This is a genomic window from Paenibacillus tuaregi, assembly GCF_900086655.1.
Taxonomy (GTDB): Bacteria; Bacillota; Bacilli; order Paenibacillales; family Paenibacillaceae; genus Fontibacillus; species Fontibacillus tuaregi.
In genome coordinates this window covers 2,877,506-2,904,213 of sequence record NZ_LT575476.1, presented here as the reverse complement: position 1 = coordinate 2,904,213, position 26,708 = coordinate 2,877,506, and the positions used below count along the sequence as shown (strand labels likewise).

Sequence of the window (26,708 nt, the reverse complement as noted above, 5' to 3'; positions counted from 1 at the left end):
GGGGGGGATTGATCGTTCTGGACGCGAGCGTTCCTCACAGGCTGATTGTTGAAGAGACTTGCCGGATGCTCAATGTGGAGTTCGGGTTCGTGAACAAACCGGGCTACGCACCCCCGATCAATCAGATGGCCCAAAAGACAAGCAGTCTGAACGAGCTGATGGAGAACACCTTCAGCAGTTTGATTTTGTCGGATACCGGCGAGATTTACCGGGTGCTGAAGGCGTTGGTCATGGAGCTGGATCAAGCAGAAGCGGATGACAAATACATCGTGCATCTGCTTTTCTGTGAGCTGCTGCTTCGGGTGGCTGAGCAGCGGAAGGAGCAGCTGAATGCCCGTGAAAGGCCGGTGCAGCTGTATGTGCGAAAAAGCATTGAATTTCTGCATCAGAACTATGACCGCAGTATTCAGGCCAAAGACGTTGCGGCCGCCGTCAATCTTCATCACGGATATTTGCAGCGGATTTTCAAATCGCATACCGGCCGGACTTTGACCGACTACCTTACGATGCTGCGTATGAAGAAAGCCAAGCAGCTCCTTGGGCAGAGCGATATCTCGGTTGCCGAAATAGCCGACTATGTGGGGATCAGCAGCAGACAGTATTTCCACTTATTATGCCACCCGCAAGTTCAGCTGATGAGGGATGTGCCGCTTCTGTTCCAAATCCATATTATTGCCGCGTTTGTTCTGTTCGCCTCGATTCCATTTACTAAGCTTGTGCATATGTTCTCGCTCCCAGTAAGGTATCCGGCGAGGGCGCCACAGTAATACCGCTCACGCAGCGGATATAAGCGCAAATCCAGAATATAGTCCACCAGACCAAATTATTAGCTATGTTCTGTGCGGGACGTAACTGTTTATCGGAAGGGGCTGCCCCAAAAGGCAGCCCTTATTTTGTATAGGAGCTCATCGTGTGTTCGAAAGGCTCCGAGAACGAACGTTACTCCCATCGCTGTTAGCTTTGGATTTCTAAAATTATTTTCAGCGGATGAAACCCAAAACTAAAGGCGACCGCTAACGCTTGTCCGTAATCGTTCGTCTCTCCGCAGGTTCGGTGAAAGGACTCCAAAAAGCAAATCAAAGCAAAACTTTATTATTCAAAATGTGATCCCACGCATTACCGCTTCATTTCAATCGTGTAAATTTAAAGTGTAAGCTAGCTAAAATGAACTTTAGAATATACCGATCTCAGCTTCGATCCCGAGTGATTCTGAAGAAGCGGAGCGTTCGCCTTTGTCTCCGAAATGCCCCTACTTTGATAGCTAGTTCAAGCAATTCGGAGACAACAAGGGGCCTTAAAGAACACTCGGCATCGCAGCGCCCCTAAAGGGTAACCTTCATAAGTTCATTTTAGATAACCTAAACTTTCAAAATTTGATTCAAATCCTCCTTTTCGTTTGGCGGCCATAATAGAATGTGGTTATTGATAAACATTATCAATCAAACATGGGAGGTTACGAAATATGACTACACAGTTCAAACAAATCGCTGAGGAAACCTACTGGATAGGCAAGATAGATAACCGTCAGGTACCTTTTCACCGCTTGGTTCTAACAAAAGGAACAACTTATAATTCGTACTTGTTAAAAACGGGCAAACCGACAGTGATTGATACGGTGGATATGGAATTCGGCCGTGAATATGCCGAGTGCCTGAGCACGATGATTGATCTTCAGGAGATTCAATATATTGTAATAAACCATACTGAGCCGGATCACTCCGGCGGGCTAGCCGCACTGGCCGCCAAAGCAGCCAATGCCACCATTGTTTGTACCGAGATCGCGGTGCCAGAATTACAGGAAATGTACAAACTTCACAGCCGAAATTTCCTGGTCGTCAAGGACGGAGATACACTCGATATTGGAGGAAAAACTCTTTTATTCAAAGAGACGCCTTACCTTCATACGGCTGAGACGATGATCACCTATTGTATCGAAGATCAAATTTTGTTTCCTTGCGATATTTTCAGCACACATGTGGCGGTGGAGAAGCCATTCAGTGATGAAGCAGGGTTTGATATAACGGAAGATTTTATAGGCTACTATAAGGCCATTATTCACCCTCACAGAAGATATGTAAGAACTCTTTTGGAGGCGGTCAAAGATATGGAAATCCGAATGATCGCGCCTTCCCACGGATTTATGATCCGGGAGGATATCCCAAAATATATCGGGTTATACGCCACGTTAAGCCGCGAATCTACCCAAGGGAAAAAAGCAGCCATTGTCTATACGACAATCAAAAACAGTACGAAAAAGATGGCGAAAATTTTACAGGATTCCTTGCAGGAAAATCAGATTGAGACAGAAGTCTGGGATGCGGATAAAAACAGCACCGCCGATATACTAAGCAGCATTGCTTCAGCTGATGCCGTTTTTGTCGGCAGCTCTACCAAATATGCGGATATGATCGGGAACCTGGAGATTATCCTTAAGGAAATGCAACAGATGAATTTGGAAGGCAAGCTTGCCGCAGCCTTCGGCTCGTACGGCTGGAGTGGCGAAGCCATAGAGGTTATCCAGGATTATCTGAATGGAACCAATATGACGGTGCAAAGCACATCTGAAGTCATCAAATCCACGGGTATGACCCATGTGGAATTTCCCGTGAGAATCCGATTTTCACCCAAAGAACCCGAGAAGGTTCAGAAGATCAGAAATGCGGCTGAGTTTGTCTCGGACTTACTGCTTAGCTCAATCTAGAGAGAGGAGGAATACCTGATGCCGAAACATTTTGTTATTGTTGGAGGCGGAGTTGCTGCTGTACATGCTGCCAAAGCGATTCGTGATCAAGACGGGGAAGCCGAAATATCAATACTTGGGGAAGAAAGCCATCTCCCTTACAATCGGATCAAGCTAACCAAAGGTCTGTTTACCGACCTGCACAGCGAGAAAGTGCTGATCAAGAAGGAGAAATGGTACCAAGCTAATCGGATTACCGTGAGGATTTCAACCCGGGTTATTTCGATCCACCCCGACCGTCAAGTCGTAGAAACCGCGGATGGACAGGGTTTAAGCTATCATAAGCTCTTGTTGTGTATGGGAGCTAAGAACAGGGCGCTCGGGATTAAGGGAGACGGCTTAGGCAATGTTCACACCATCCGGGATATGAGCGATGCTGAACGGCTTAAGGAAGGTCTCCGGCAGGGCAGTCGTGTTGTTGTCATCGGTGGGGGTGTGCAGGGACTCGAAACAAGTTGGGCGCTTCATGAAGCAGGTTATGAGGTTACTGTGATCGAAGCTTCTCAGCGCCTGATGGCCCGGCAGCTAGACGAAAGATCCTCGGATCATCTTAGAGAGGTATTAGAACGTAACGGTGTAAAAGTTATTCTGCAAGCTGGTGTCGCTCTTATTGATGGAGCAGAGTCAGTGACCGGAATTATGCTGGATAATCAGACTTACCTTCCTTGTGATCACGTTGTCTACTCCATCGGTATTGTGCCCAATACTTCGCTGGCAGCTGAAACGGGTATACAGGTCGGAAAGGGCATTATCGTAAATGAAAAAATGGAAACAAGTGCTCCACATATATATGCCGCAGGCGATGTCGCTGAATTTGACGGGCACGTGGAAGGGCTGTGGGGCGGAGCTATCGAGCAGGGACGGATTGCGGGCAGCAATATGGCTGCTGAGGGAACGATTTACCGTAGAGCTGTACCGGTTACCTTGTTTAATGCTTTTGGAATTTCCTTATTTTCAATTGGTTATGTAGATGAGCGACAGTGCGACTTCATCGTATCAGGGGAAAATAATGGGGTATACACGCGTCTCTACGTGAAAAATAACACAATGATTGGTGCCATATCATGGGAAGGGGCAGCTGCTTCTCTAGCCTATAAAACAGCCATTGAGCAAGAACTCAGCCTTTCGGGGATTAATTTAGCAGCAGATAGCAGTATTGAGGGAATCATGAACGAGGTGCAAGTCAGATTAAGCTATATAAAATGAAATGCCCCACTGGATAGCTAGTTCAAGCATTTCGGAGACAACAGGGATCGTAAGAACACTAAGCATCGCAGCGCCCGAATAGGGTAACCTGCATAAGTTCATTTTATAAAAACCAACAATTTTAGGGGAGATGATTGTGATGAAAAAATACATCTGCGAACCATGTGGTTATATCTATGATCCGGTAATTGGAGATCCTGACGAGGATGTACCCGCAGGCACAGCATTTGAAGAGCTGCCTGAGGATTGGGTGTGTCCAGTCTGTGGTGAGGATCAAAGCCACTTTGTACCGGTCGAGGGAAAATAATCTTCTATATAAAATGAGCTTTAGAATTAACCGATCTGAGCTTCGATCCCGAGTGATTCTGAAGAAGCAGAGCGTCCGCATTTGTCTCCGAAATGCCCCACTGGATAGTTATTTCAAGGATTCCGGAGACAACAGGGGTCGTAAGAACACTCGACATTGCAGCGCCCTAAAAGGGTAACCTTCATAAGTTCATTATATATAACACTCCTAAACGGAAGCAGGATAGTACAATAACACGAACAACAGGGGGGAACGTTATGAATGAGCATTCCTGCCAGCACGCCGCTGAGCCATGTACCCGTAAGGTACCGATTTTTGCTGCACTGACTGACGAAGATCTCTCCAGGATCAGTGCCATGATTAAACACCGCAAGTTTGCCAAAGGCCAGCCGTTAATTCTGGAAGGTGAGCCATCAGATACGCTGCATATTATTCAGTGGGGTCATGTTAAATTATCGAAAATGACTCCCGAGGGCAAAGAACAAATCCTGCACGTCCTGACTAATGGGGATTTTTTTGGAGAACTGAGCATTTTTAATAGTGACGAGCTTAGCAACTTCAGTGCCTATGCCTTGAAAGATACTAATATCTGCATGCTGACCCGAACAGATATGGAGCAGTTGATGACAGAAAATCCGGAAATTTCAGTCAGAATTTTGAAAAGTGTGACCAAAAGATTGGCCCATACGGAGAATCTGGCACAAAGTCTTGCGACCAAAGATCCTGAAATACGCATAGCCTATATGATCATGGAGCTCAGCGACAAGTACGGCAAGCTACGCAGCGGGAATATTCATATTGCCCTCCCCCTGTCCCGTGAGGGAATCGCCAATTATGTCGGGGTAACGAGGGAAACTATTAGCAGGAAATTTTCAAAATTTGAGCAGTTGGGGCTTATCAAGCTGGTTGGGAATAAGAAAATGATTCTTCTGGACCCCGCAGGAATGGAGAAAATTTATGGGGGTTAGATTAAGCCGTACAATCATGGGAGGTGGCTGCTATGAATCAGTTCACATTTGAGGATATGGGCTCCATCGCTAGAGAACAACTAGGCAATCAGGTTCCACTTGAGTTGTTCCGGACGATTCGTCTTATCGGCTTGTATCAGGGATTACCTATGGGGGGAAGGGGCACAACCCTGACAGTTGGCCGAAAGATTGGCGAGAGCCTTCCTGTCGATAGCTTGGAAGAGTTGATGGAGCTGCTGCAGCAGCTGAAAATCGGGATTCCAAGAATATTGGAGACTAGAGAAGGCTTCATTCGAATGGCGATGGATGATTGCTTTTGCAAGGGATTACCCGTAATGGAAGAGAAGATGGTATGTGATTTGGAAGGGGCGATCATGGAAGGGGCATTAAACCGAATCCGGAACACTAGGGTCAGTGTGAGAGAAACAAAGTGCAATGTAAGTGGCCATTCGCATTGTGAGTATGAGATCCGTTACTAGGGTTATAGCGTAATTAACAACGTTGGGTATTATGGCTGTAATAGAAGAGAAGAATTCAATATATGAACGGAGGAAACGAATTATGGAAAAGAAAACGCTGGTGGATTACACAGAATTTCGCGAGGACTCTTTTACAAAAAAGGTGCTGTTTAAGCAAGAGGATAGTGTAGTATTTACCCTGCATTTTAATCCTGGACAATCCTTGCCAAGCCACAAACATCCGGGAACAGATGTATTTATTCTCGTTACTGATGGGTCAGGTGAAGTGACTGTGGATGGAAACCAAGTTGCGATGGTTAAAGGCGATGTTATTCGCGTAGAAGGCGATGAATCCTTCTCTTTTACAAATATAAGCAGTGAACAAACAAGTCTTTATGTTGTCTTGACGAAGCTTCCTGATGAACGATATGCGCAAAATGTATAAAATTTAAACTCAAAATAATAAGGAGAAGCCAGAGCCTAAGATGTCGGTCTTTTCTTCTTTTTGGATATGGTTTATATTTTGGGTAGAATTTGCCGAAAGAAATGCTCCTTGGAGGGGGAATCGATGAGAAACTTAGCTCGGACAGTGTTTTCTTTGATTATGTTATTAATCTTATTTACTGCGGGTTGTGAAAATCCAAATTCCCGGAATATGGTTGATGATGGGTTGGCAGTTAATTCAATTTCTTATGGTCTTGGTGGAGATATTAAAAAGACTACGGTATCTTACAACTTCAATCTTTGGAATAAGACAGGTAAGTCAATAAAAGTAATTTCAGTAATACCCGTTATATCAAATGATTTAATAGAAAGACTTAATGGCCGACCAATGGTGAATGAAATAAACAGAACGATTAAGGGGAATTCAGCGGAAGTTATTACAGGTTCGTTTTATTTAGACACTGAAGGATTAGATAAAGATCAAATTGAAAGATTGAATGTTAAACTACAAAAGTTTCGTATTATCACAGAGCAAGTGATTGGAATTGAAAAAAATAATTATTAAGTAACTTTCATCAATAAAATGTTATGGATGCCGCGGAAACGCGGTTTTTTTTATTTCTAAGAACAATGTGTCAGATTGCCGCAACATACTCAAATTTATTTTAGCTATGATACAAAAAGTGTGAAAAATATCAAAGAAATTTGAAGAAGAAACTTGCAGAATAATATAAAAGATTCTATAAATACGAATATAACAATTAATGTAAAATACAAGTAAATTCTATTTAATAAAAGAAACTATGTATTTTTTATGTATTTTATCCCGAATATTAGTTTTATGTGAGAAATTATGGTAATATTGGTTATAGAAGAATTCGATTTGAAATTACACCAAATCTACAATAAGACATAACATTTTTATCTGGCGGAGGGATCCAATGTCAAATGATATTGATTTTTCAGATAAAAAGACAGATATCGCAATTATAGGTGTTTCTATAAGATTACCAAGTGTCAGAAATGTAGAGCAATTTTGGGATTTCATTAAGAATGGTGAGGAAGTACTTTCAGATGTCTCTGGATTGAATAAAGAATCACTGAAGGGAAACTCCGGGAATCGCAGGCAATTTATTCAGACGAACAGCAATATCAAAGGGATAGAGTATTTTGATAACTCTTTTTTCAATATTAACGCGTCAGAGGCTTCTTGGATGGACCCGCAACATCGCTTGTTTTTGGAACTTGCATGGGAAGCTTTGGAATCAGCCGGTTACGCAGATAGTGGCAGGAGAGATATCACAGGGGTTTATGCGGGGGTATATGCCAACTACTATTCTATGTTTCATCTTCTTCCACACTTGAATAACGCACAAGCCGCCATGAATTTGCAAATACAGATTGCTAGCGAAAAGGACCATGTGGCCACGATGACGGCATACAAGCTTGGACTTACCGGGCCAACACTCAACATCCAATCCGCGTGTTCAAGTTCCTTGACGGCAGTACATATGGCATGTGAAAGTTTACTGACCTATTCCAGTGACATGATGGTGTGTGGGGCGGCGACCCTCAGCATTCCGCAGCTCGCAGGTTACGAATATCAGGATAACGGATTGCTTTCCTCGGATGGTCATCTTAGAGCTTTTGACGCCTCGGCAACCGGAACTATATATAGTGATGGAGCCGGTTGTGTTGTACTTAAGAGATTTACAGAGGCATGGGAAGATGGAGATACGATTTATGGTGTGATCAAGGGGTCCGCTATAAATAATGACGGCTCGCAAAAGGCAGGATTTGCCGCTCCGTCCGTAAACGGCCAAATTGAGGTTATCGAAAGAGCGATGATGGTCGCAGGGGTTCGTCCTGAACAGATCAGCTATCTGGAGGCGCATGGAACGGGAACGCCGATGGGCGATTCCATGGAGCTTGAGGCTTTGCATGAGGTGTTTGGCAAAAGCACGTCAGAAAGCGCTTTCTGCTCGCTTGGATCGGCCAAATCCAACTTTGGCCATACGGGGCCAGCAGCAGGAGTGATCGGGCTGATTAAGACGGTAATGGCGCTGAAGGAGAAGATCCTTCCTCCAGCGATCAACATTGAAATACCTAACGACCGTCTTGCTACGGGGAGCAGCCCGTTTTATTTAAATCCAATCCCGCTCGAATGGAACGCCAATTCGTCTAGATATGCGGGTGTAAGTTCATTTGGTCTTGGCGGGACGAACGTCCATGTTATCGTCGAGGAGCCGCCAAAGGCTATTTCATCTGCGCCGGTACGGAAATCCATGCTCTATGTTGTTTCTGCGAAAACGCCGGAAGCACTCCGCAGGCACAAGGACGAGATACAGACCGCTCTCAATTCCGCCTCTGACAAGCGCTTAGCGGATGCGGCTTATACACTCCAGACCGGACGCAAAGTCTTTGAACATCGAGGGTTCTTTATCGCTTCTACGAACGACCGTCTTTCCAATTTAAAAGAAACGAAATTTTATACGAATAAGTCCAAGGATGTAGTGCCAAATCTGCAGTTTAACTTCCCGGACCTCACGGAAGAAATGGGAAGTAACGATATCAGGCGAGTTCGGGAGGATCCCCAATTTCATGAGGATTGGACTGAAGTTGAGAAGAGGGTAAGTCAGGCATTACAGACAGAGTTCGTCTTAGTTGATGCAGCAGCCTGGGATGATATTCAAGCAGCATTAAGCACTTTTATTTTGCAAATTGTTATATCCCGGATGTGGCGTCGTATGGGGATTTCCCCGTCATTTTATGAAGGAAGAGGGGCCGGTTTGTATGCCGCTGCGGCAGAATCTGGCTGGCTGAAGCTCGAGGATGCTGCCTATCTGTATGTGTGTTATGTGCAGGCGCGGCGGCTTAAGGTTACAGATCAGGAAGCCTGGGTAGATCGTTACCATGGCCGGTCGGCTAAGCTTAATGCGGGGTTTCCTCCCGGTTCGTTGGTCAGGACGGCTGATAATCCTCGTGAAGATCAGAGCCAAGTGGATTGGGGAGAGCGATTCGGCTCGGAACTTCTCTTACAATTTTTGGATGATTCGCCACAAACCATAATAAGCAATGAACAGTCAAGCGAAATAGTAAAGTTGGTTGTGGGACCTAGTCCATCCATTTCAGGTGGAGATATACCCGAAACGTCCCAAGTAAACGAAACCGCAGCAGAAGATATATGGGACAGGATTAATTATTGCCTGGGCTGGCTCTGGATGGAGGGCTATTTCATTAATTGGCCTGCTTATTATGGACAGGAGAAGCGCCTTCGGATTCCCTTGCCTACATACCCATTTGAGCGGGTTCGGTGCTGGGTGGAGCCGGAGCTTGACCGGGAGTATAATGCTGCCGCGAAGCCGGCTGCTGAACAGGTTCCCTCAGTTCCCCTCAAGCTGTCTGAAGATGAGCTTATCGGATATAAAGCGCCCCGAAACGGGACAGAGAGGGTTCTGGTTCATATTTGGGAGAAGCATCTTGGTGTCACCCCAATAGGGATACAGGACAATTTTTACGAGCTCGGCGGCAATTCCCTTCTAGCTGCATCTTTGAACGCAAACGTGAACGAAATATTTAATGTAGATATCGGGTTGGAAGTATTCCTTGGGCATCAATCCATCGAAGAATTAGCTGAAGTGATAGAATCCTTTTTTATGGAATCCATTCCTCTGAAAGGTGGCTAATCATATGCTAGTGGACAAGCCGGTTGTATATCGTTTGTGTCACCCTCAAAAAAGAATTTGGTATAACGAGCAGTTCTATCCTCAAACAGCTGTAAATCACATTGGCGGGTGTGTCCGCATATTGGGCCCGTTGAATTTTAAAGCTTTGGAGGCAGCGATCCATTCCGTGATCCAGGCTCATGACGGCCTGCGGCTTCAGCTCCAGCCTCATGATGAAGAGCCAGTTCAATATGTTGCTGCTTATAACCGAGAAGCACTGCCTTTTTACGATTTCTCGATACATCCGAATCCCAAGACCGCATATGATGCATGGGTAACAGCGGAATCGCAAGCTGCGTATAATCTCTATCATTCACCTCTTTATCACATAGCAATGTTCAGCTTGGGAGAGCAGGACAATGGTTTTCTGATCAGAGCTCATCATATCGTATGTGATGGGTGGTCGATGGATGTTCTGACCAAGCATATCTTGAACCGCTACCAATTGATCTGTACACAGGATGCATCTGAACCGGAAGCTCCCCAACCATCTTATGTGAAATACTTCGATATGGAGAAGGAGTATTTGCAATCAGAACGCTTCAAGAAGAATCGCCTATATTGGGAAGAGAAGTTTGCCAAGCTGCCTGAACCGTTATTTGAACAAACGCCCCGTAACCCTTCAGGGAAACGATTAACCCGTTTGTTGGATAAAGAGGCGGTCACGCGGCTGAAGGATGCCGCCGACAAGCACCAGGTGTCCTTTCCTATTTTCCTGGGAGCTGCATTCGGAATATTGCTGTCCCGCTACTATCAGAAAGATGAAGTCGTTCTGTCGATGCCCATTGCCAACCGGAATCCCATTACCAAGACCACGGTAGGCATGTTCACGGATAATCTTCCTTTAACGATTCAGGTCAAAGAGAATATGCCGCTGCATAAATTTCTACGAAACACCAAGCGGGAATACATGCATAATTTGGGCAACCGGAAATATCCGTATGATTTGCTGGCAAGGCAGCTCCAACTTCGGAAGAAAGGCCGCTCTGCCTTGGCCCAAGCCTCATTTAACTACTATAATACACATCTCAAGACAAGCTTGGGGGATTCCTTGATTATCAATGAGGAGTTCTATTCGGGTGAGCAGGCTTATCCGCTGCAGCTGATGGTTAAAGATTGGTCGGATGATGGCACCCTCCAGTTCAGCTTGGATTATCAGACAGGTCTGATTCAGGATTTCGAAGCTGAGTCCTTGCTGGGCTCCATGCTGCATTTGTTATCTGCGATGGCATCCAGTCCAGATTCCTGGATTCATACGCTTCCGCTCCTGGACAAGCCGCAGTGGGAAGCGGCAGTGGAGCGATATAACAGTCAATCCGCCCATTTCTACGACGAGAATCTTACGGTGCTGGATCTGTTTAGGGTTCAAGCGCGTAAACATCCGGGGCATATTGCAGCCAGTTGGGATGAGAAGGAAATGACCTACGGCGAGTTATGGGAGAAGGTGCATCTTGTATCCTCAGTGCTCGCGGCCAAGCTGAATATTCAATCTGGCTCAGCGCCGGTTGCCATTCGTATGAGCCATTCACCGGAATTGATCATCGCCATCTGGGCTGTTATCAAGGCGGGAGCTGCTTTTGTGCCGATTGCAATAGATGCCCCCCGTTCCAGGGTTGAATATATTCTTCGGGATTCGGAAGCCGTGTATATGCTATCGGATGAAGATACCGAGGAATGGAGCGTTCCCGTTATTCATATTCCAGCACTACTCAGCCGGTTAGACAATCGGGAAGAACTGCCCAAGGTTGTCCCATCCGGATGCAGCGTGTTTGATCCTGCTTACATTATTTACACATCAGGTTCTACCGGAGAACCCAAAGGGGTTAGGATACGTCACCTCAGCCTCGCCAATTATATTACTTGGGCGGGCTCGGTCTATCCGAAATCTGATGATGATGTCTTCGCTTTTTATTCCTCACTATCTTTTGATTTGACGCTTACTTCCCTGTTTGTTCCTTTGACGAGCGGGGGGCAGCTTAGAATTTATCCTCCAAGAAATCATGAATATACTTTAAGTCGTATTCTTCAAGAGAACAAAGCAACTGTAATTAAATTAACACCCTCACACCTTGCATTGCTGCCTGACCGTCAGCATCCTAATGCCGTTTTGCATACACTTATCGTTGGCGGTGAGAGTCTGAAGACAAGCCTTGCTGCGAGAATTCAAGAGAGATTCGGGCCTTCATTGTCTATTTATAACGAGTATGGTCCGACCGAAGCGACCGTAGGCTGCATGGTACATCTGTTCAACTCAGTAACCGACCAGGATTCAGCAGTTCCTATCGGCATACCTGCGGCAAATGCAAATCTGTACGTTCTTGACAAGTATCAGCAAATGCTGCCTCCCGGGGCTGTGGGGGAATTGTATATATCCGGCTGCGGTGTAGCTGATGGGTATATCCACCAGCATGAATTAACGGCAGAACGGTTTCTTCCAGACCCATTCAAGGAAGGCAATAGGATGTACCGTACCGGTGACCGGGTGCGGGTCGGTGAAGGTTACCTGATGCATTATTTAGGACGCCATGACGATCAGGTGAAGATCAGAGGGTACCGGATCGAACCGGCGGAAATCGAACATGCCATACTCGGACTGGGTGGAATCCGGGATGCTGTAGTATTCACAGCGGGGGAGGACCAACATGCCGAGCTGCTTGCATGGGTGGTTAGCGGTGAAGAGGAGGCTACCCGAATCAGGCAAAAGCTTCTTGGCAAGCTGCCTGCATTCATGATACCGGATCGGATTATAGCGGTCTCCGAAATCCCTCTTACCTCGAACGGAAAAGCTGATAAGCAGCAGCTGCTCCAAATGATCCATGGTGGACGGAGGACCTGGGAAAGCAGGTATGAAGCCTCAACCTATTCAGACCATCTTTTGTCAGCGATAAGAACCGTGCTGGAGAATGACCAGATTGGGGTTGAAGACCAATTTTTTCAGCTTGGAGGGGACTCCATAAAGGCTATTCAAGTGTCCAGTCTCTTAAAAAGCCAGGGACTTGATCTGAACCCTGCTGCGATATTGGATTATCCCTTAATTAAAGATATGCTGCCTCATTTAAAACAAGATTTCTGTGCGGAAGAGCAAGGAACCGCTGAAGGCGAGGTGGTGCCAATTCCGATTCAGTCCTGGTTCCTCGACCAGCAATTCGAGAATCCGGATCATTATCTCCAGTCCATCATGCTGGAGGTCGCGGACGGAATTTCGGCCGGTGTTATTGCCGATGGAATGAAAACCCTGATTCGGCATCATGATTCTCTTCGTTTGTACTATGACGCTGAACGAAAGAAGCTTTTCTATAACAATAATCTCCCATTGGATGATTTCACTATAGAAGTTATAAAGGTGAATGCCCAATCCAAGGAAGAGCAGGACATGGAGCTTCAGCAAAAATTAACGGCGTTCAAAGGGCAAATCCGGTTATCCGATACCACTTCAACCCTCATCAAGGCGTGTCTTATCCTGTATCCGGATCGTAAACGCCGCCTGCTGCTTGCTGCCCACCATCTTTGCATTGATGGGGTATCCTGGAGAATTCTGCTGGAGGATCTTGAACGTCTGATCGGCTCTCGCCAGCCGCTGCCTCCGAAGACGACTTCATTCCAGCGTTGGTCCAAGGCGCTTGCCGAGCGTTCCCTGCCAATATTCCAATCCGAAACTGATTGGTGGAGGCATAACGGTGAAGGTGAGACGCCGCCGTTACCGAAGACAGATGGACATCAGAAGCCTCTCAGAAGCAGGTGCTGTAAGCAAACGATATATTTTAACACGGAAGATACTACCGTGATTCTTCGGGGACATTCAGACATGACTGCCGCTGAGCTGATGCAGGTTTCGCTGGTGATGGCCTGGCATGATGTGTTCCAGTGCAAAGAATTGACAATGTGGTTGGAAGGACACGGCAGGGAGGCTTTGTTTGCCGATCTGAACATATCTCGAACCGTAGGATGGTTTACCAGTCTGTATCCAGTGAAATTCGAGCTTGAATCAGTCCGGGGAGAGCACGAAACAAGCCGTTCAATCCTCCGCCGATTGAAGCAAGTCCCTCATAGAGGGGTTGGGTACGGCGTCCTAGCCTATTCCCTGAATCAGATTCCCCTTGTAGAACCTCAAATAGTGTTCAACTATCTAGGTGAATTTTCGCAGCTGGAGGAGGGGATTTTCAAGATTGTAAATGAAGCCTCCGGGCCTGATGTTGCACCAGAGAATCATTTCCCGTTTCTCTTGGAAATGAACGCTATTGTGATGAACAGACAGCTTCAAATCGAACTCACGTATTCCCCTGCTTCCTTGGACTCGGACCGTATGGAACAGTTGGTCTGCAACTACCAATCGAAGCTGCTGAATCTTCTGCAGGAACAGGATCATTTGAGTGAGGAAGAGTTCATGTTGACGCCGGACGATTTCGATGCGGTAGATCTGACACAACAGGAACTGGACACATTATTCAAGTAAAAGGGGGAACGGGATGAGCCTTCGACGTGTCTTCATACCGCTTCTGGTCTTTATATGTACGGTATTCCCTTTAACGGGTGCAGCTGACGCGGCCGAGCTTGATAGGCCAACAATCGATAATTATGTCACTTCGATGATGGATAAGGACAACCTTCCGGGCGTTTCTATTGCCATCGTAAATGGCAGCGAATCGTACACTCAAGGATACGGTTTCTCCGATCTGGCTGCCAGACGGAAGGTTACCCCGGATACGCTGTTTGAACTTGGATCAAACAGCAAGGCATTTGCTGCGTTAGGAATTCTACTGCTCACGGAGCAAGGGAAGATTGATCTCAAAGCGCCCGTAACCCGTTATCTTCCCTGGACCGAATGGAAATTCGGGCAAGAGAAGGTTGAACCGACGGTGGAAGACTTCTTACACCAGACAAGTGGAATGGGCAGTAATTCTATTGCACTGATCCAGCCTTCCAATCACGACAAGGCTTTGACAGATACTGTGCGGAATCTTGCGGCTCAATCCCTGTGGTATAAGCCAGGAGAACAGTTCTTATATTCAACTGGCAATTATGACGTGCTGGGGGCTGTTATTGAGGCGGTTAGCGGCCAGTCCTACGAATCTTTCATGGCCTCGCAAGTGATCAAGCCACTGGGATTAGGCCATACCTATGCGGGAATCGCGGCTCTGCCTCCGGATGTCAAGCTGTCAAGCGGGTACAAGCTGGGCTTCACCGGAAACCGTCAATATATTGCTCCAACCTACCGTGGCAATATACCGGCAGGGTACATTCTATCCAATGCAACGGACATGGCTCAGTGGCTGAAAGATCAGCTTGGGCAGCAAGAAGGTGTACCGGAATCTTTAAGGCGTGCAATTGAACAGTCTCATGCGCCTGATAACAGGGTGAGAGCAACCTTGACCGAGCCCTATGACTCTCCGTTTCGGTATGGAGGCGGATGGCTCGTATTCGATCAGGCTAAACAGCCCTATTTGTCCCACAGCGGGAACAATCCAAACTTCTCATCCTATGTCATTCTTGATCCAAATCAGAAGATCGGGATCGCTGTGATGGGAAACCGGAATTCAACTTATACCTATGCCATAGCCCAAGGGCTGCGTGATTTGCTTACGGGCAAGCAGCCAGTTGGAGCGTATCAGGACACAACAACATCCGTTAATTTAGGAGCAACAATTCTATTTATTATCGCTGATCTGCTATGCATCTGGATGCTTTACAGAACACTCAAAGTTTTATTCGCGATTCGCCGGGGCAGACGGTCCTTTGCCGGGCACTCAGCAGGGGTATATTTGAAATCGGTGTTATGGGCTTTCCTTGGCATCGTCATACTTGGTGCCGCATGGTATATTCCCCAGCAGTTGTTTTGGGGGTACTCCTGGCCATTTATTATCGTATGGGCTCCCTTTACGGTTCTCCCAGCGATGATTTCTGTGGGCGTAACCGCAGTATTGTTCGCGGGCTTGCGGATTACTTCCACCTTGTTTCCAAGAAGACACAACGATCGGCCTGCCAACATGCCGGTATGACGTAACTTTTTAGAAGGAGGAGATGGTTTAATGCGAATCGGCAATATCCCCGATATTCAGAATTTCAAGATGTTGTTGGACCAGTCCAAGGAGAAGGGACTTATAACGGCTTGGGAGCTTCCTTACGAGCAGCTTTTGACCCGGCTGCAGGCGGCTATCTTTTTCTTCAATTCAGCTTCACAAGATGTTCCGAGCGAACTGTATTCGCTATTTGCAGAGTATCCTGGCCTTACTATTCAACGCAATGAAGGGACCATGTCCTCAATGGATTATCAAATTTCATTTCAATAGGAAGGTGTCAAGAGGGGGGCCAGTATGAAGATCAGACTGTTTACGATTCCTTATTCCGGAAGCTCAGCATCCATCTATTTGAGTTGGAAGCGCCTGCTGCCCGATCAGGTTGAGGTTGTTCCCCTGGAACTGCCGGGGAGAGGCAAACGATTCGGTAGCAAATTATGTCAAAGCATGTCCGAGCTTATTGAAGATTTGTACTCCCATATCCAGAATCAATTGGACGGGCAGCCGTATGCGGTATTCGGGCACAGCTTAGGCGGACTGGTTGCCTATGAGCTATGCGTGAAATTAATGGAGAACGGGCATCACCTGCCGATGCATTTGTTCTTGTCAGGATGCAACCCGCCGCATCTGCGTTATGGCGAGGAGAACCTTCATACGCTTCCAGATGCGCTTTTTCTTCAGGAGATTGCTAAGCTGGGAGGCATTACCCCGGAATTACAAGTCAATCCGGAAGTCATGAGAGTCTTCGTTCCAATTATCAAGTCGGACTATAAAATCTATGAATTGTATGCAGGGAAGGGAACAGCGGTTAAGCTGCCTATCGACTTTTCTGTCCTGGCAGGAAAGAACGACCCGCTCATGCCGGTAGAAAGCGGAAGAGAGTGGAAGAAATACACCAAAGGCTCTTTCAGAATGACCGAGATGGAGGGCGGACACTTTTTTATTCATGACCAGTTGGACCATGTAATTAACGCAGTGGAGAGTGCACTTATTGTCCATAAGTGAGGAGGACTCCGGATGAAAATCGATAAAAGCGACATTCAAGATATTTGGCCGCTACGCCCTGTGCAGGAAGGAATGCTGTTCCACTATTTGAAAGGTTCGGAAGAAGGCAAATATGTGGAAAGCCTAATGCTCGGGATTGAAGGAGCCGTGGTGGAAGAATGGTTCACACAAGCCTGGGAGCACGTGTTTCAAGCTAATGAAGTGCTTAGATCTGTATTCCGGTGGGAGAAGCTTAGAAACCCTATTCAGCTCATCTTAAAAAACAAACGGCCCCTGCTGGAAATTCACGATTGCTCGGAGGAGACTCTTACATCAAAAAGGGAGCAAGCCATCCGGGATCAGGAACGCTCCACAAAGTTCAATCTGGCCGAAGAAACAATAAAAGTCTCCTTATACAAGTTCAATAATGAATGCAGGCTTTTTCTTACCTATCACCATATTCTCCTGGATGGGTGGAGTCTGGGTGTGATTATGGAAGAATGGCTCAGCACATACCGCGCACTTTCTGAGAATAAGACACCCGTCAAGCGGCATAAACCTTCGATGAAGTCCATTTTGCTCGCAATTCAGAAGAATCAGGATCGTCAGGCTGAAGCGCAGTTTTGGGCCGATCATTTAGCAGAATATGAGATCAAACAGCCGGTCCAACCCTTTTACAAGCCTAATCGCCATGAATTTAAAAAAATCAGCCACTGTCTGTTACCGGAGACGTTATCTGTATTACAGGGGTTCTGCAAAGATTCGGGGATGTCTTTAGCCACTTTCCTATACGGAGCTTGGGCTATGCTGATGGGACGCTTTACTTATACGGACGATGTAGTTTTTGGCACGACCGTATCCGGAAGAGGTATGAACGTACCCGGGGTGGATATGGCTTGCGGAATGCTAATTAATACCGTGCCGCTTCGAATCCGAAGTCTTGGAGAGGAAAGCGTAGAAGATTATTTCACAAGAGTACATAGGATGCTGGCTCTCCGGCGGCCTCATGAATGGGCCGGATTGTCTGCCATCCGCCAGGCTGCAGGATTACAGGGACCAGATGAGCTTTTTGACACCCTGGTTGTAATTGAAAACTATCCGCTCGATAAGAAGCTGATCCAACAGCCGGATGGAGCCCCTTTCCCGGAAAAGGAACTGCATTTCAGTTCTTATCACATGGACGAGCATACGCATTATCCGCTTACGCTTCTGGTTAGAACCGATACGGGACTTACTTTGGATTTTATATATGATGATACCAAATATGAATATTTTGTTGTTATGCAGATGGCGGAGTGCCTGGTAAAGCTGCTTCTGGATTTGGCGTCCCAACCAAAACGCAAGGTAGCAGAGATTGCATTGGTGAAGCCGGATTATCCGCTTCTGAATGGAAGCCTAACTCCTTATCCATCCGAGCTTCAGCTGGACGTTTTGAGCATTCCGCAGCTATTCGCAGAAATAGCAGATCAGCATTCTGCCCGAACGGCAATCATCTACAAGGATCGAACGATAACTTATGGGGAATTGGATGCATTATCAAGTATTATAGCGGCTGAGCTTAGAAGGAGAGGGGCGGGGCCCGAACAATGTGTGGGCATCCAGTCCTACCGCACACCGCTTACGATAGCCGGATTGCTGGGGATTCTTAAGTCTGGTGCCGCTTATGTGCCCATACACCCGGATTATCCATCCGAGCGCGTGCAGTATATCATCAAGGATACCGCAATGAGTCTGCTTTTGGCTGAGCCGGAATTTACGGCAAAATATGCGGAGTCTACCGGTATTGAAGGCATAGATCTCCAGGAGCTTCTGCGGGAAGGGGCAGATTGCAGAGTGCGGCTCTCAACTGAAGCTTACCGGACGCGGGGAACCAGTCTTGCCTGTATTGTGTATACGTCCGGATCTACCGGAGAACCCAAAGGAGTCATGATTGAGCATAAGGGCATTGTAAGGCTGGTAAAGAACACGGAATTTGTAGATTTTAACCCTACTGATGTGGTTCTTCCGACATGTCCGTTTGAATTCGATGTATCCAATTTTGAGATTTGGGGAGCGCTGCTCGGCGGAGCTGCACTCTGTCTACTGCCGCAGGACAAACTGCTTATGCCGCAAGTCCTTAAGAAGACGCTGCTGGAACAACGGGTATCCCTCATGTGGATGACGACACCTCTGTTTAATCAGCTGGTCGGGATAGATGCTTCTCTATTCAGGTCGCTTCGTTACCTTATCGTTGGCGGAGATACGTTATCGCCTCCTCATGTTAACAAGGTAAGAAGGGCATGCCCTGAGCTAACTCTGGTCAATGGTTATGGTCCATCGGAAAATAGCGTGCTGTCCACCACAATGCAGATCACGAAAACTTATGAAACCCGTATTCCAATCGGCCAACCGGTTACGCGTTCAACTGCTTATATCGTAGATCGTTACAACCATCTCTTGCCGGCAGGGGCCATCGGGGAATTATGTGTAGGCCTGGAAGGAGTGGCCAGGGGATATTTGAACAAGCCGGAGCTGACAAAGGCGAAATTTATACCCGATCCCATCTATCAGGGCTATGTGATGTACAAGACCGGAGATCTCGCCAGATGGCTGCCGGATGGAAACATCGATTTCTTTGGCAGAACTGACCATCAAGTCAAGGTAAGGGGGTACCGGATTGAACTGCAGGAAGTAGAGACTGCAATGAGCCGCTTGTCTGGCATAAAAGCGTGTGTTGTACAGATTACTCAGGCTAAACACGGCGAGAAGGAACTGACAGCTTATTTCGTATCCGGGCAGAAATTGGAGATTTCAAAAATCAGGGAGGAGCTTTCACAGCAGCTACCGGCTTATGCGGTACCCACAAGATACATTCAGGTGGACGCCATGCCGCTTACGCTGAACGGGAAAATTGATAAGAAAGCGCTGCTTCATCTCAACCATGATCCTATTGAATCTGCCAAGCCTGCAGCTCTGCCTGGTGTATTTATGGAGCAAACTGTTCTGGAGATCTGGAAGGAAGCGCTGGGAGTAGAGCAGATCGGCCTCGATGATGCATTCTTCGATATTGGGGGCAATTCGCTGTTAACCATTCGGATCAGCGACAAGATTCATCAGGCTACAGGAATTGAGGTGTCAGTCACCGATTTGTTCCAATACCCCACAGTTCGTGAACTATCCGCTTATCTGTCCAACCGGCAAACGAATTCGCAAAGGGTAACCTCTGAAAATATAAACACCCGTGAGCATTCGGGACAAAGCCGAGATATCGCTATTATTGGCATGGCCGGCCGGTTTCCTGGCGCAGATAACCTTCAGATGTTCTGGCAGCAATTGCAGCAGGGCAAGGAGGGCATTACTTTCTTCACGGAAGATGAGCTTCGGCGCTCCGGTATCCAGGAAGACCTGCTGAAGCGCCCTGAATATGTAAAGGCTAAAGGGATGCTGGAAGGAATTGAGTACTTTGATGCGGGGCTATTTGGATACAGCGGACAAGAGGCCGAGGTTATGGACCCGCAGCTTCGTCTGCTTCACGAATGTGCCTGGGCGGCACTTGAGGATGCAGGTTATGATGCGGATCGTTATCAGAAAGCTATCGGATTGTTTGTTGGCGGTACGGTAAATCTGGGTTGGGTAAACCAATTATTTCATGCTTTAGAGGATGACACGGAACGCTGGAGGGCCTCCCATCTGAATGTGCATTCCATGAGTATGCCGATCTCCTACAAGTTAAATCTGAAAGGACCTTCTCTTACGGTAGAAACAGCCTGCTCTTCTTCGCTTGTGGCGGTTCATCTGGCTTGTCAATCGTTAATCAGCCAGGAATCGAGCATCGCCATGGCCGGAGGAGTCTCGGTAACCGTGCCGAAAAAGTCGGGGTATCTGTACCAGGATGGGATGATTAAATCCCCGGATGGTCATTGCCGGGCTTTTGACGCCGAAGCGAAAGGAACGGTCAGCGGTGACGGTCTAGGAATAGTTGTACTCAAACTGCTGGAGGATGCTCAGCGCGACGGAGATCATGTATATGCGGTGATCAAAGGATCGGCGGTGAACAACGACGGAACACGCAAAGCCGGATTTACCGCACCGAGCGTCACGGGACAAAAGGAGGTTGTGGCTGCCGCGCTTGAGGCGGCTGCAGTATCAGCCGACTCGATCAGTTATGTGGAGGCACACGGCACAGGCACACCGCTCGGAGACCCGATCGAAATCGAGGCACTATCAAGCTTCTTTCCGGCAGGGCAGGAAGCAGCTACGGCAATTGGTTCGGTCAAAAGCAATATCGGCCATCTGGATGCGGCGGCCGGCATTGCCGGATTGATCAAGACGGTCTTATCCCTGCATCATAAGCAGCTTCCACCAAGCCTGCACTATAAGGAAGCTAATCCGAGAATCCCTTTTGATCAGACTTCATTAGTGGTCAACGGGGAACTGCGGGAGTGGGTTCCAGCTCAAGCCTATCCACGCAGGGCGGGAGTCAGTTCTTTTGGAATCGGAGGTACGAACGCACATGTAATCCTTGAGGAAGCGCCCGCTGAGAGCAAGAAGGATGCCGCAATCGGCAGTGAGCCGAAACGGTATTCTAAAGAGATTTTTGTATTCTCAGCCCAGACAGAACAAGCATTGCATCGGAAGTGCAGGGACATGCTGGAGGTTCTGGAACGAATGCCGGCCCTGAATTTACATGACATTGCTTATACACTCGCTCTGGGAAGAAAACAGCTTAACACCCGTATTGCCTTGGTTGCTTCTACCCGGCGAGAATTGTGCGAGAAGCTGCAAGCTTATCTGAGCGGAAATACAGCACCCGTAAGCATCCAGCCTGAGCGGCATGTGGTGTTCCTGTTCCCGGGACAGGGTGCACAGTATTCGGGAATGGCCCGGCATCTGTATGAATCGGAACCGCTGTTCCGGCAGGAGATGGACCGCTGTCTGGAGATCGCCAGATCAGTTATGAGCTTTGATCTGTCAGAAGTATGGCTGCATGAGCCGAATTCGGAACAAGCAGACAGTTCGCGTATTAGACATAGCGGAGAGCTAACTGCCATCGACCTGACCGAGGCCGCGCAGCCGCTGCTGTTCATGGTGGAGTATGCGTTGGCCCGGCTCCTTCAGCAGTGGGGAATACAGCCGGCCGGCATGATAGGGCACAGCCTTGGTGAATATACAGCTGCTTGCCTCTCCGGCGTCCTGTCTCTTGAAGAGGCTATCAAACTTGTGGCCCGCCGTTCAACGCTGATGCAGCAGATGCAGCCTGGAGAAATGCTGAGTGTAAACATGGCCGTTGAGGGTCTGGAGGATTTACTCCGGAACTGGCCGGAGCTGTCCATTGCGGCCAGCAACGGACCTGAGCTGTCGGTCATTTCAGGCCCGGCTGCCTCTATAAGCGGAATAACCGAAGAATTGCGGCAAATGGGGATTGAGCCAATTCGGCTGCAGGTATCACATGCTTTTCATTCCGCAATGATGGAGCCTATGCTTGGCGAATTTGGGGAGTTTGTCAGGGAAATGAAGTTGTCTGCACCTCAAATCCCTTATGTGTCTAATTTGACAGGGGAGTGGATTACACCTGAGCAGGCCGCCGATCCGGATTATTATGCATCTCATATTCGGGGAACTGTCCGCTTTAGAGAAGGCCTTGAGACGTTATTTGCCAGTCTGAAGCCGATCTTCCTTGAGGTTGGACCAGGAAGGACCTTGAGTCAGCTTGTGCGTCATCAAGGGGACGTTCATGGCTCATTAGCTGTCATTGATTTGATTCCCCGTCCGCAGGAAAAGTCGCTGGGAGAATCTAAATGGCTTGAAGGACTGTCGTCCATGTGGATGAACGGGGCCGAGTTGGACTGGGAAGCATTTTATCGGGATCGGCCGGGCAGACGAATTCCTCTTCCCACATATCCGTTTGAAAGACAATTTTACTGGATGTACCAGCTTGAAACAGATCATTTGCATGTAACGCGGGCCTCAAAAACGAAAGAGGAGCAGAGGAATGTTGCAAGCTGGGTTCATGTTCCGAGCTGGATCGAATTCGATCCATTTGTCCAGGAAGCTGCAAAGCCATCGACTGGAGAAAATCCTACAGTTTTGCTGCTCTGTGAGCCAGGCTCCTTGAATGACCGGTTACTCCACCAGCTCAATAAGCAGGATCAGCAGGTTATCCTGGTTCATCCTCACCCAATCTTTAAACGTGTCTCAGACAAGATGTACTTGCTTGATCCAGGAAATCCGCTTCACTATCAGCAGCTGTATGAATATTTGGTGGAAAGCGGCGAATCGCTGCCAGGCCACATTATACATTTGTGGGGTATGGGCGGAGAGCATGAATATGCCGTGCCAGGTGAGGATGACCGCCAGGAGATTCTGAACCGCAGCTTGTACAGCGTAATATATCTTGTTCGAGAGGCGGGGAAGACTTCGGCAGCAAGGCCAATCCAGCTCATCTTAGGAACCAGCGGAATGGAACATGTGCATCAGGAAGATGAAGTGAATCCATTAAAAGCTCTGCTGACTGGAGCAGCAAGCGTGATTCCGCTTGAATACCCGAACTTTCATGTCAATTCGCTGGATTGTGATAGAGAATCTCTGGATCAGCTAGCAGGGCAGCTGCTGATGATGCTCGCCAAATTCAAACAAGAAGATGATGCTGTCAAACCGGCGTTAACCCGTTACGCCTTCCGCCAACGGCAGGGGTATATCTATCAGCTCATGCACAAGGATGATGGACCATCCAATCCATCTATGCCCGTGCTCCAGCAAGGGGGAAGTTACCTGGTTACAGGGGGACTGAGCGGGATTGGCTTGACGCTTGCCCACTATCTTGCGGAGAAATATCACGCCAAGCTAACTCTGATTGGGCGCTCACTGCGCGAAGTAGAACAGGAAGTCAAGCGTATGGAGCACCATGGGGGACAGGTGCATATTGAAAACGCGGATGTAACGGACCACAGTGCCATGCAGCGAATTGTTCATGATGCCGTATCGCGATATGGCGCCCTGGACGGCGTGTTCCATGCGGCGGGAGTGGCTGATATCGGGGGGATGCTGCATCAGGTAACCCGTGAGCATGTAGAGTCCATTCTGGCCCCTAAGGTTGAAGGGACTATAGCTATTTTTGAAACTATGAAAAGGTTGGCTATCCCTCCGGCATTTCTAGTTCTATTTTCTTCGGTCAGCGGCAGCTTTGGGGCGTTCGGCCAAGCCAGCTATGCTGCGGCCAATGCTTTTCTTGATGGATTCGCCCATGCGTGCCGGAATGAACGGATACGGGTGGTTAGCATTGACTGGGATACCTGGAAAGAAACAGGTATGGCCCTGGATGCTGTAAACCGGCACAGGGGGACTACGCATATGGAGAAAGCTCTTGTAATGGAACCGCTGCGCGCGGCTCACCCCTTGCTTTCCAGCCGGAGTTATACCAGATGGGATACGCCACTACAAGAGATAGATAGAGAAGACGCGAAGATTGGCATGATCACTTACATCTCTCATCTGTCTGCTGATCGTGAGTGGGTCTTGAACGAGCACCGACTGCTCGGCACCTCTGTGCTGCCTGGAACGGCGGTACTGGAATTGGTTCGGGCAGCCTTTGTGGATCTGACGGAATCACAGCAAATAGAAATTCAGGAGCTGCTATTTGTAAGGCCGATGATTGTGGAACTGGAAGCGGAAATCAGGACCGTATGGCTCCCTTCGGATGGGGAGAAATGGTTGTTTGCCGTCCTGCTGAGAGGGGAGGATGGGCAGTGGTATGAACATGCCAAAGGAACCGCCTCATCTTTGCTGCCACAGACTGGCGACTGTAACCGGACGGAACGTATGAAGTTCATGCTTGGCCAATTGCGTTCTAAGGGGGATATCCCCGAAATACGCGTAAAGAAGGGGGACAGATCTCAAGGTCTGGAGTACGGTGCGCATTGGAATGCTATCCGGAGAATTTACCTGGAAGATGAGATGGGGATCGCCGAGCTTGGTCTGACTGGTGATTGCACTACAGATGCTGCGGAATTCGGCGTACATCCTGCCGTAATGGACCGGGCGACAAGCTTTATGGATACAACGGATGGGAATGGGGGCTCGTACCTGCCATTTGCTTATAAGAACGTGCGAATCTACCGTCCCTTTACTCCAACAATCTATAGCTGCTGCCAAGTAAGCAGGAACAATGAGGATATGAAGTCATTCTCTTTGGAGTTATGCGATGAAGAAGATCAGCTGCTGCTGGATATCGGCGAGTTCATCATGAGCAGAGTCCATAATGAGGCCGCGGATGCCCAAATACCTGTGGGTCCAAGCATGAGGCTTCCTGCGGCAGGTAACAGCCGCCTGTCATTATCTGAGCCCGGGAATCTTGATCAGCTGCACTTTTCAACCGAATACAGGCATGCACCAGGTACGAACGAAATTGAAATCAAAGTTGCCGCAAACGGCCTTAATTTTAAGGAAGTGTTATATGCGCTCGGGATGCTCTCACTACCTTCCTCCCATACATTCGGATTCGGGTTGGAATGCGTTGGTACGGTAACCCGTGTTGGAGAGGGAGCTGCCGGGCTTAGACCGGGGGACCGGGTCATGGCCATCGCCGGAGGAAGCTTGGGGAAATATGTATGCATTCCATGCGATTCGGCTGTGCGCATCCCTGCCAAGCTTTCCTTTGCAGAGGCCGCAACCATTCCGATTTCATTCATGACGGCTTATTACTCTCTAGTTGTTCGCGGTCAACTGTCATCTGGGGAAAAGGTATTGATTCATTCTGCAACAGGCGGTGTCGGGTTGGCAGCCGTGCAAATTGCCCAGTGGATTGGGGCTGAAATCTATGCGACGGCTGGTACTGAAGAGAAACGGGATTATCTTCGTTCCATCGGAATCCATCATGTGTATTCCTCACGTGATTTGAAATTTGTTGATGAAATTCAAGCGGCCTGCGGCCAAGTGGACGTGGTGTTGAATTCACTCGCTGGAGAAGCGGCTGAGACAAGTCTATCCCTGCTGGCCCCGCACGGAAGATTCCTGGAGCTTGGTATCCGTGATATTGCCGAGAATAAAGCGCTTGGCATGCAGGCATTTGCTAATGGTATTTCCTTCTCAGCCATTAGCATTGATACACGAATTCCTAAATTCCATGAATTGTTCAGTAAAATTGCCGGGCTTCTCGAAGAAAGGGCGATCACACCGCTGCCGTTTGTAACCTATGGTCTCGGAGATGCGGACCAGGCCTTCCGGTATATGGCATCTGCCCGGCATATTGGTAAGATCGTGATCTGTCAAGACGAGTCGGCAGAAAAGCCGGTAGATGAGGTAGTCGGATATGAATCCGGCATCCGAAATGCTGAGGGCATGGAAGCGCTTGAACATATTTTGCGGATGGCGATGTCCGAAGAGGCTGGCGTGCCGCTTCATTACCTCTTATCCGTAACGGATCTGGAGGCGCGGGCGAACCAAACCCAACCGGGTTGGGTGGATTGGACGGCTGCCAAGGACAAACCATCGGGTGCGGCACGAACCAAGAAACGGCCTGTCATGAGCACTGAGTATACTGCTCCAGTATCGGAGAGGGAGAAGCAGCTGACCGATATTTTCATGGACTTTCTGGGACTGGAGCAGATGGGACTTCACGATAATTTCTTTGAAGCCGGAGCAACGTCACTTGATTTGATTCAGATCAATACCAAGATCAACGCACTTAACGTCAAGGATCAATCTGTGGTCAAGCTGTACTCCTATCCAACGGTTTATGAGCTGTGCCGGTATTTGTTCTCTGAGGAAAGCGGCGAGCCTGCAGGTACACTTGCAGAGCAGTCAGTAGACGGGCAGCAGGAGGACCTGAAGAGAAAGGCAGGCCGACTAAAGACACTGGAGTCCATCAAAGGATTGAGGTGATACG

General features: G+C 48.1%; 14 protein-coding genes. All 14 read left to right on the top strand.

What is annotated here, in order from left to right; translation table 11 throughout:
• The first annotated feature begins 8 nt into the window (after positions 1-8).
• The 14 genes from BN6628_RS13220 to BN6628_RS13155 all read left to right on the top strand — a co-directional run bounded on the left by BN6628_RS13220 (position 9) and on the right by BN6628_RS13155 (position 26,704).
• Entirely contained in the window at positions 9-767 is a 759-nt protein-coding gene (locus tag BN6628_RS13220; RefSeq protein ID WP_235847639.1) for a helix-turn-helix domain-containing protein, read from the top strand.
• A gap of 695 nt (positions 768-1,462) precedes the next feature.
• A complete protein-coding gene (locus BN6628_RS13215) occupies positions 1,463-2,701 on the top strand; it encodes an FprA family A-type flavoprotein (RefSeq protein ID WP_068618131.1) in 1,239 nt (412 codons plus the stop codon).
• A gap of 18 nt (positions 2,702-2,719) precedes the next feature.
• Entirely contained in the window at positions 2,720-3,946 is a 1,227-nt protein-coding gene (locus tag BN6628_RS13210; protein ID WP_068618129.1) for an NAD(P)/FAD-dependent oxidoreductase, read from the top strand.
• A 139-nt stretch (positions 3,947-4,085) separates the two neighbouring features.
• A complete protein-coding gene (gene rd, locus BN6628_RS13205) occupies positions 4,086-4,253 on the top strand; it encodes a rubredoxin (RefSeq protein ID WP_068618127.1) in 168 nt (55 codons plus the stop codon).
• Positions 4,254-4,510: 257 nt separating this feature from the next.
• Positions 4,511-5,221 carry a Crp/Fnr family transcriptional regulator gene (locus BN6628_RS13200; RefSeq protein WP_068618125.1) on the top strand — a complete coding sequence of 237 codons (711 nt, stop codon included), beginning with the start codon at positions 4,511-4,513 and terminating at the stop codon, positions 5,219-5,221.
• A 32-nt stretch (positions 5,222-5,253) separates the two neighbouring features.
• Positions 5,254-5,700: a V4R domain-containing protein gene (locus BN6628_RS13195; RefSeq protein WP_068618123.1), complete on the top strand. Its 447-nt coding sequence runs from the start codon at positions 5,254-5,256 to the stop codon at positions 5,698-5,700.
• An 82-nt stretch (positions 5,701-5,782) separates the two neighbouring features.
• Complete coding sequence (locus BN6628_RS13190) at positions 5,783-6,124, top strand: cupin domain-containing protein (protein ID WP_068618121.1); 342 nt, start codon at positions 5,783-5,785, stop codon at positions 6,122-6,124.
• 123 nt (positions 6,125-6,247) lie between these two features.
• Positions 6,248-6,688, top strand: a complete 441-nt coding sequence (locus tag BN6628_RS13185; RefSeq protein WP_068618120.1) for a hypothetical protein — start codon at positions 6,248-6,250, stop codon at positions 6,686-6,688.
• 376 nt (positions 6,689-7,064) lie between these two features.
• On the top strand, positions 7,065-9,809 hold the full coding sequence (locus tag BN6628_RS13180; protein WP_068618118.1) for a type I polyketide synthase: 2,745 nt from the start codon (positions 7,065-7,067) through the stop codon (positions 9,807-9,809).
• A 4-nt stretch (positions 9,810-9,813) separates the two neighbouring features.
• A complete protein-coding gene (locus BN6628_RS13175; protein ID WP_068618116.1) occupies positions 9,814-14,301 on the top strand; it encodes a non-ribosomal peptide synthetase in 4,488 nt (1,495 codons plus the stop codon).
• Positions 14,302-14,314: 13 nt separating this feature from the next.
• Positions 14,315-15,844 carry a serine hydrolase domain-containing protein gene (locus BN6628_RS13170; RefSeq protein WP_068618114.1) on the top strand — a complete coding sequence of 510 codons (1,530 nt, stop codon included), beginning with the start codon at positions 14,315-14,317 and terminating at the stop codon, positions 15,842-15,844.
• A gap of 30 nt (positions 15,845-15,874) precedes the next feature.
• Entirely contained in the window at positions 15,875-16,135 is a 261-nt protein-coding gene (locus tag BN6628_RS13165; RefSeq protein WP_068618112.1) for a hypothetical protein, read from the top strand.
• A 24-nt stretch (positions 16,136-16,159) separates the two neighbouring features.
• Positions 16,160-16,867, top strand: a complete 708-nt coding sequence (locus tag BN6628_RS13160; RefSeq protein WP_068618109.1) for a thioesterase II family protein — start codon at positions 16,160-16,162, stop codon at positions 16,865-16,867.
• 12 nt (positions 16,868-16,879) lie between these two features.
• The gene (locus BN6628_RS13155) at positions 16,880-26,704 is read left to right on the top strand and encodes a hybrid non-ribosomal peptide synthetase/type I polyketide synthase (RefSeq protein ID WP_068618108.1); all 9,825 of its coding nucleotides are present in this window, start codon (positions 16,880-16,882) and stop codon (positions 26,702-26,704) included.
• Positions 26,705-26,708: the final 4 nt, after the last annotated feature.

Excerpts from the sequence above, each read along its gene's own strand:
- BN6628_RS13215 (WP_068618131.1), top strand. The coding sequence starts at position 1,463 with ATGACTACACAGTTCAAACAAATCGCTGAGGAAACCTACTGGATAGGC.
- BN6628_RS13210 (WP_068618129.1), top strand. The coding sequence starts at position 2,720 with ATGCCGAAACATTTTGTTATTGTTGGAGGCGGAGTTGCTGCTGTACAT.
- rd (WP_068618127.1), top strand. The coding sequence starts at position 4,086 with ATGAAAAAATACATCTGCGAACCATGTGGTTATATCTATGATCCGGTA.
- BN6628_RS13200 (WP_068618125.1), top strand. The coding sequence starts at position 4,511 with ATGAATGAGCATTCCTGCCAGCACGCCGCTGAGCCATGTACCCGTAAG.
- BN6628_RS13195 (WP_068618123.1), top strand. The coding sequence starts at position 5,254 with ATGAATCAGTTCACATTTGAGGATATGGGCTCCATCGCTAGAGAACAA.
- BN6628_RS13190 (WP_068618121.1), top strand. The coding sequence starts at position 5,783 with ATGGAAAAGAAAACGCTGGTGGATTACACAGAATTTCGCGAGGACTCT.
- BN6628_RS13185 (WP_068618120.1), top strand. The coding sequence starts at position 6,248 with ATGAGAAACTTAGCTCGGACAGTGTTTTCTTTGATTATGTTATTAATC.
- BN6628_RS13180 (WP_068618118.1), top strand. The coding sequence starts at position 7,065 with ATGTCAAATGATATTGATTTTTCAGATAAAAAGACAGATATCGCAATT.
- BN6628_RS13175 (WP_068618116.1), top strand. The coding sequence starts at position 9,814 with ATGCTAGTGGACAAGCCGGTTGTATATCGTTTGTGTCACCCTCAAAAA.
- BN6628_RS13170 (WP_068618114.1), top strand. The coding sequence starts at position 14,315 with ATGAGCCTTCGACGTGTCTTCATACCGCTTCTGGTCTTTATATGTACG.
- BN6628_RS13165 (WP_068618112.1), top strand. The coding sequence starts at position 15,875 with ATGCGAATCGGCAATATCCCCGATATTCAGAATTTCAAGATGTTGTTG.
- BN6628_RS13160 (WP_068618109.1), top strand. The coding sequence starts at position 16,160 with ATGAAGATCAGACTGTTTACGATTCCTTATTCCGGAAGCTCAGCATCC.
- BN6628_RS13155 (WP_068618108.1), top strand. The coding sequence starts at position 16,880 with ATGAAAATCGATAAAAGCGACATTCAAGATATTTGGCCGCTACGCCCT.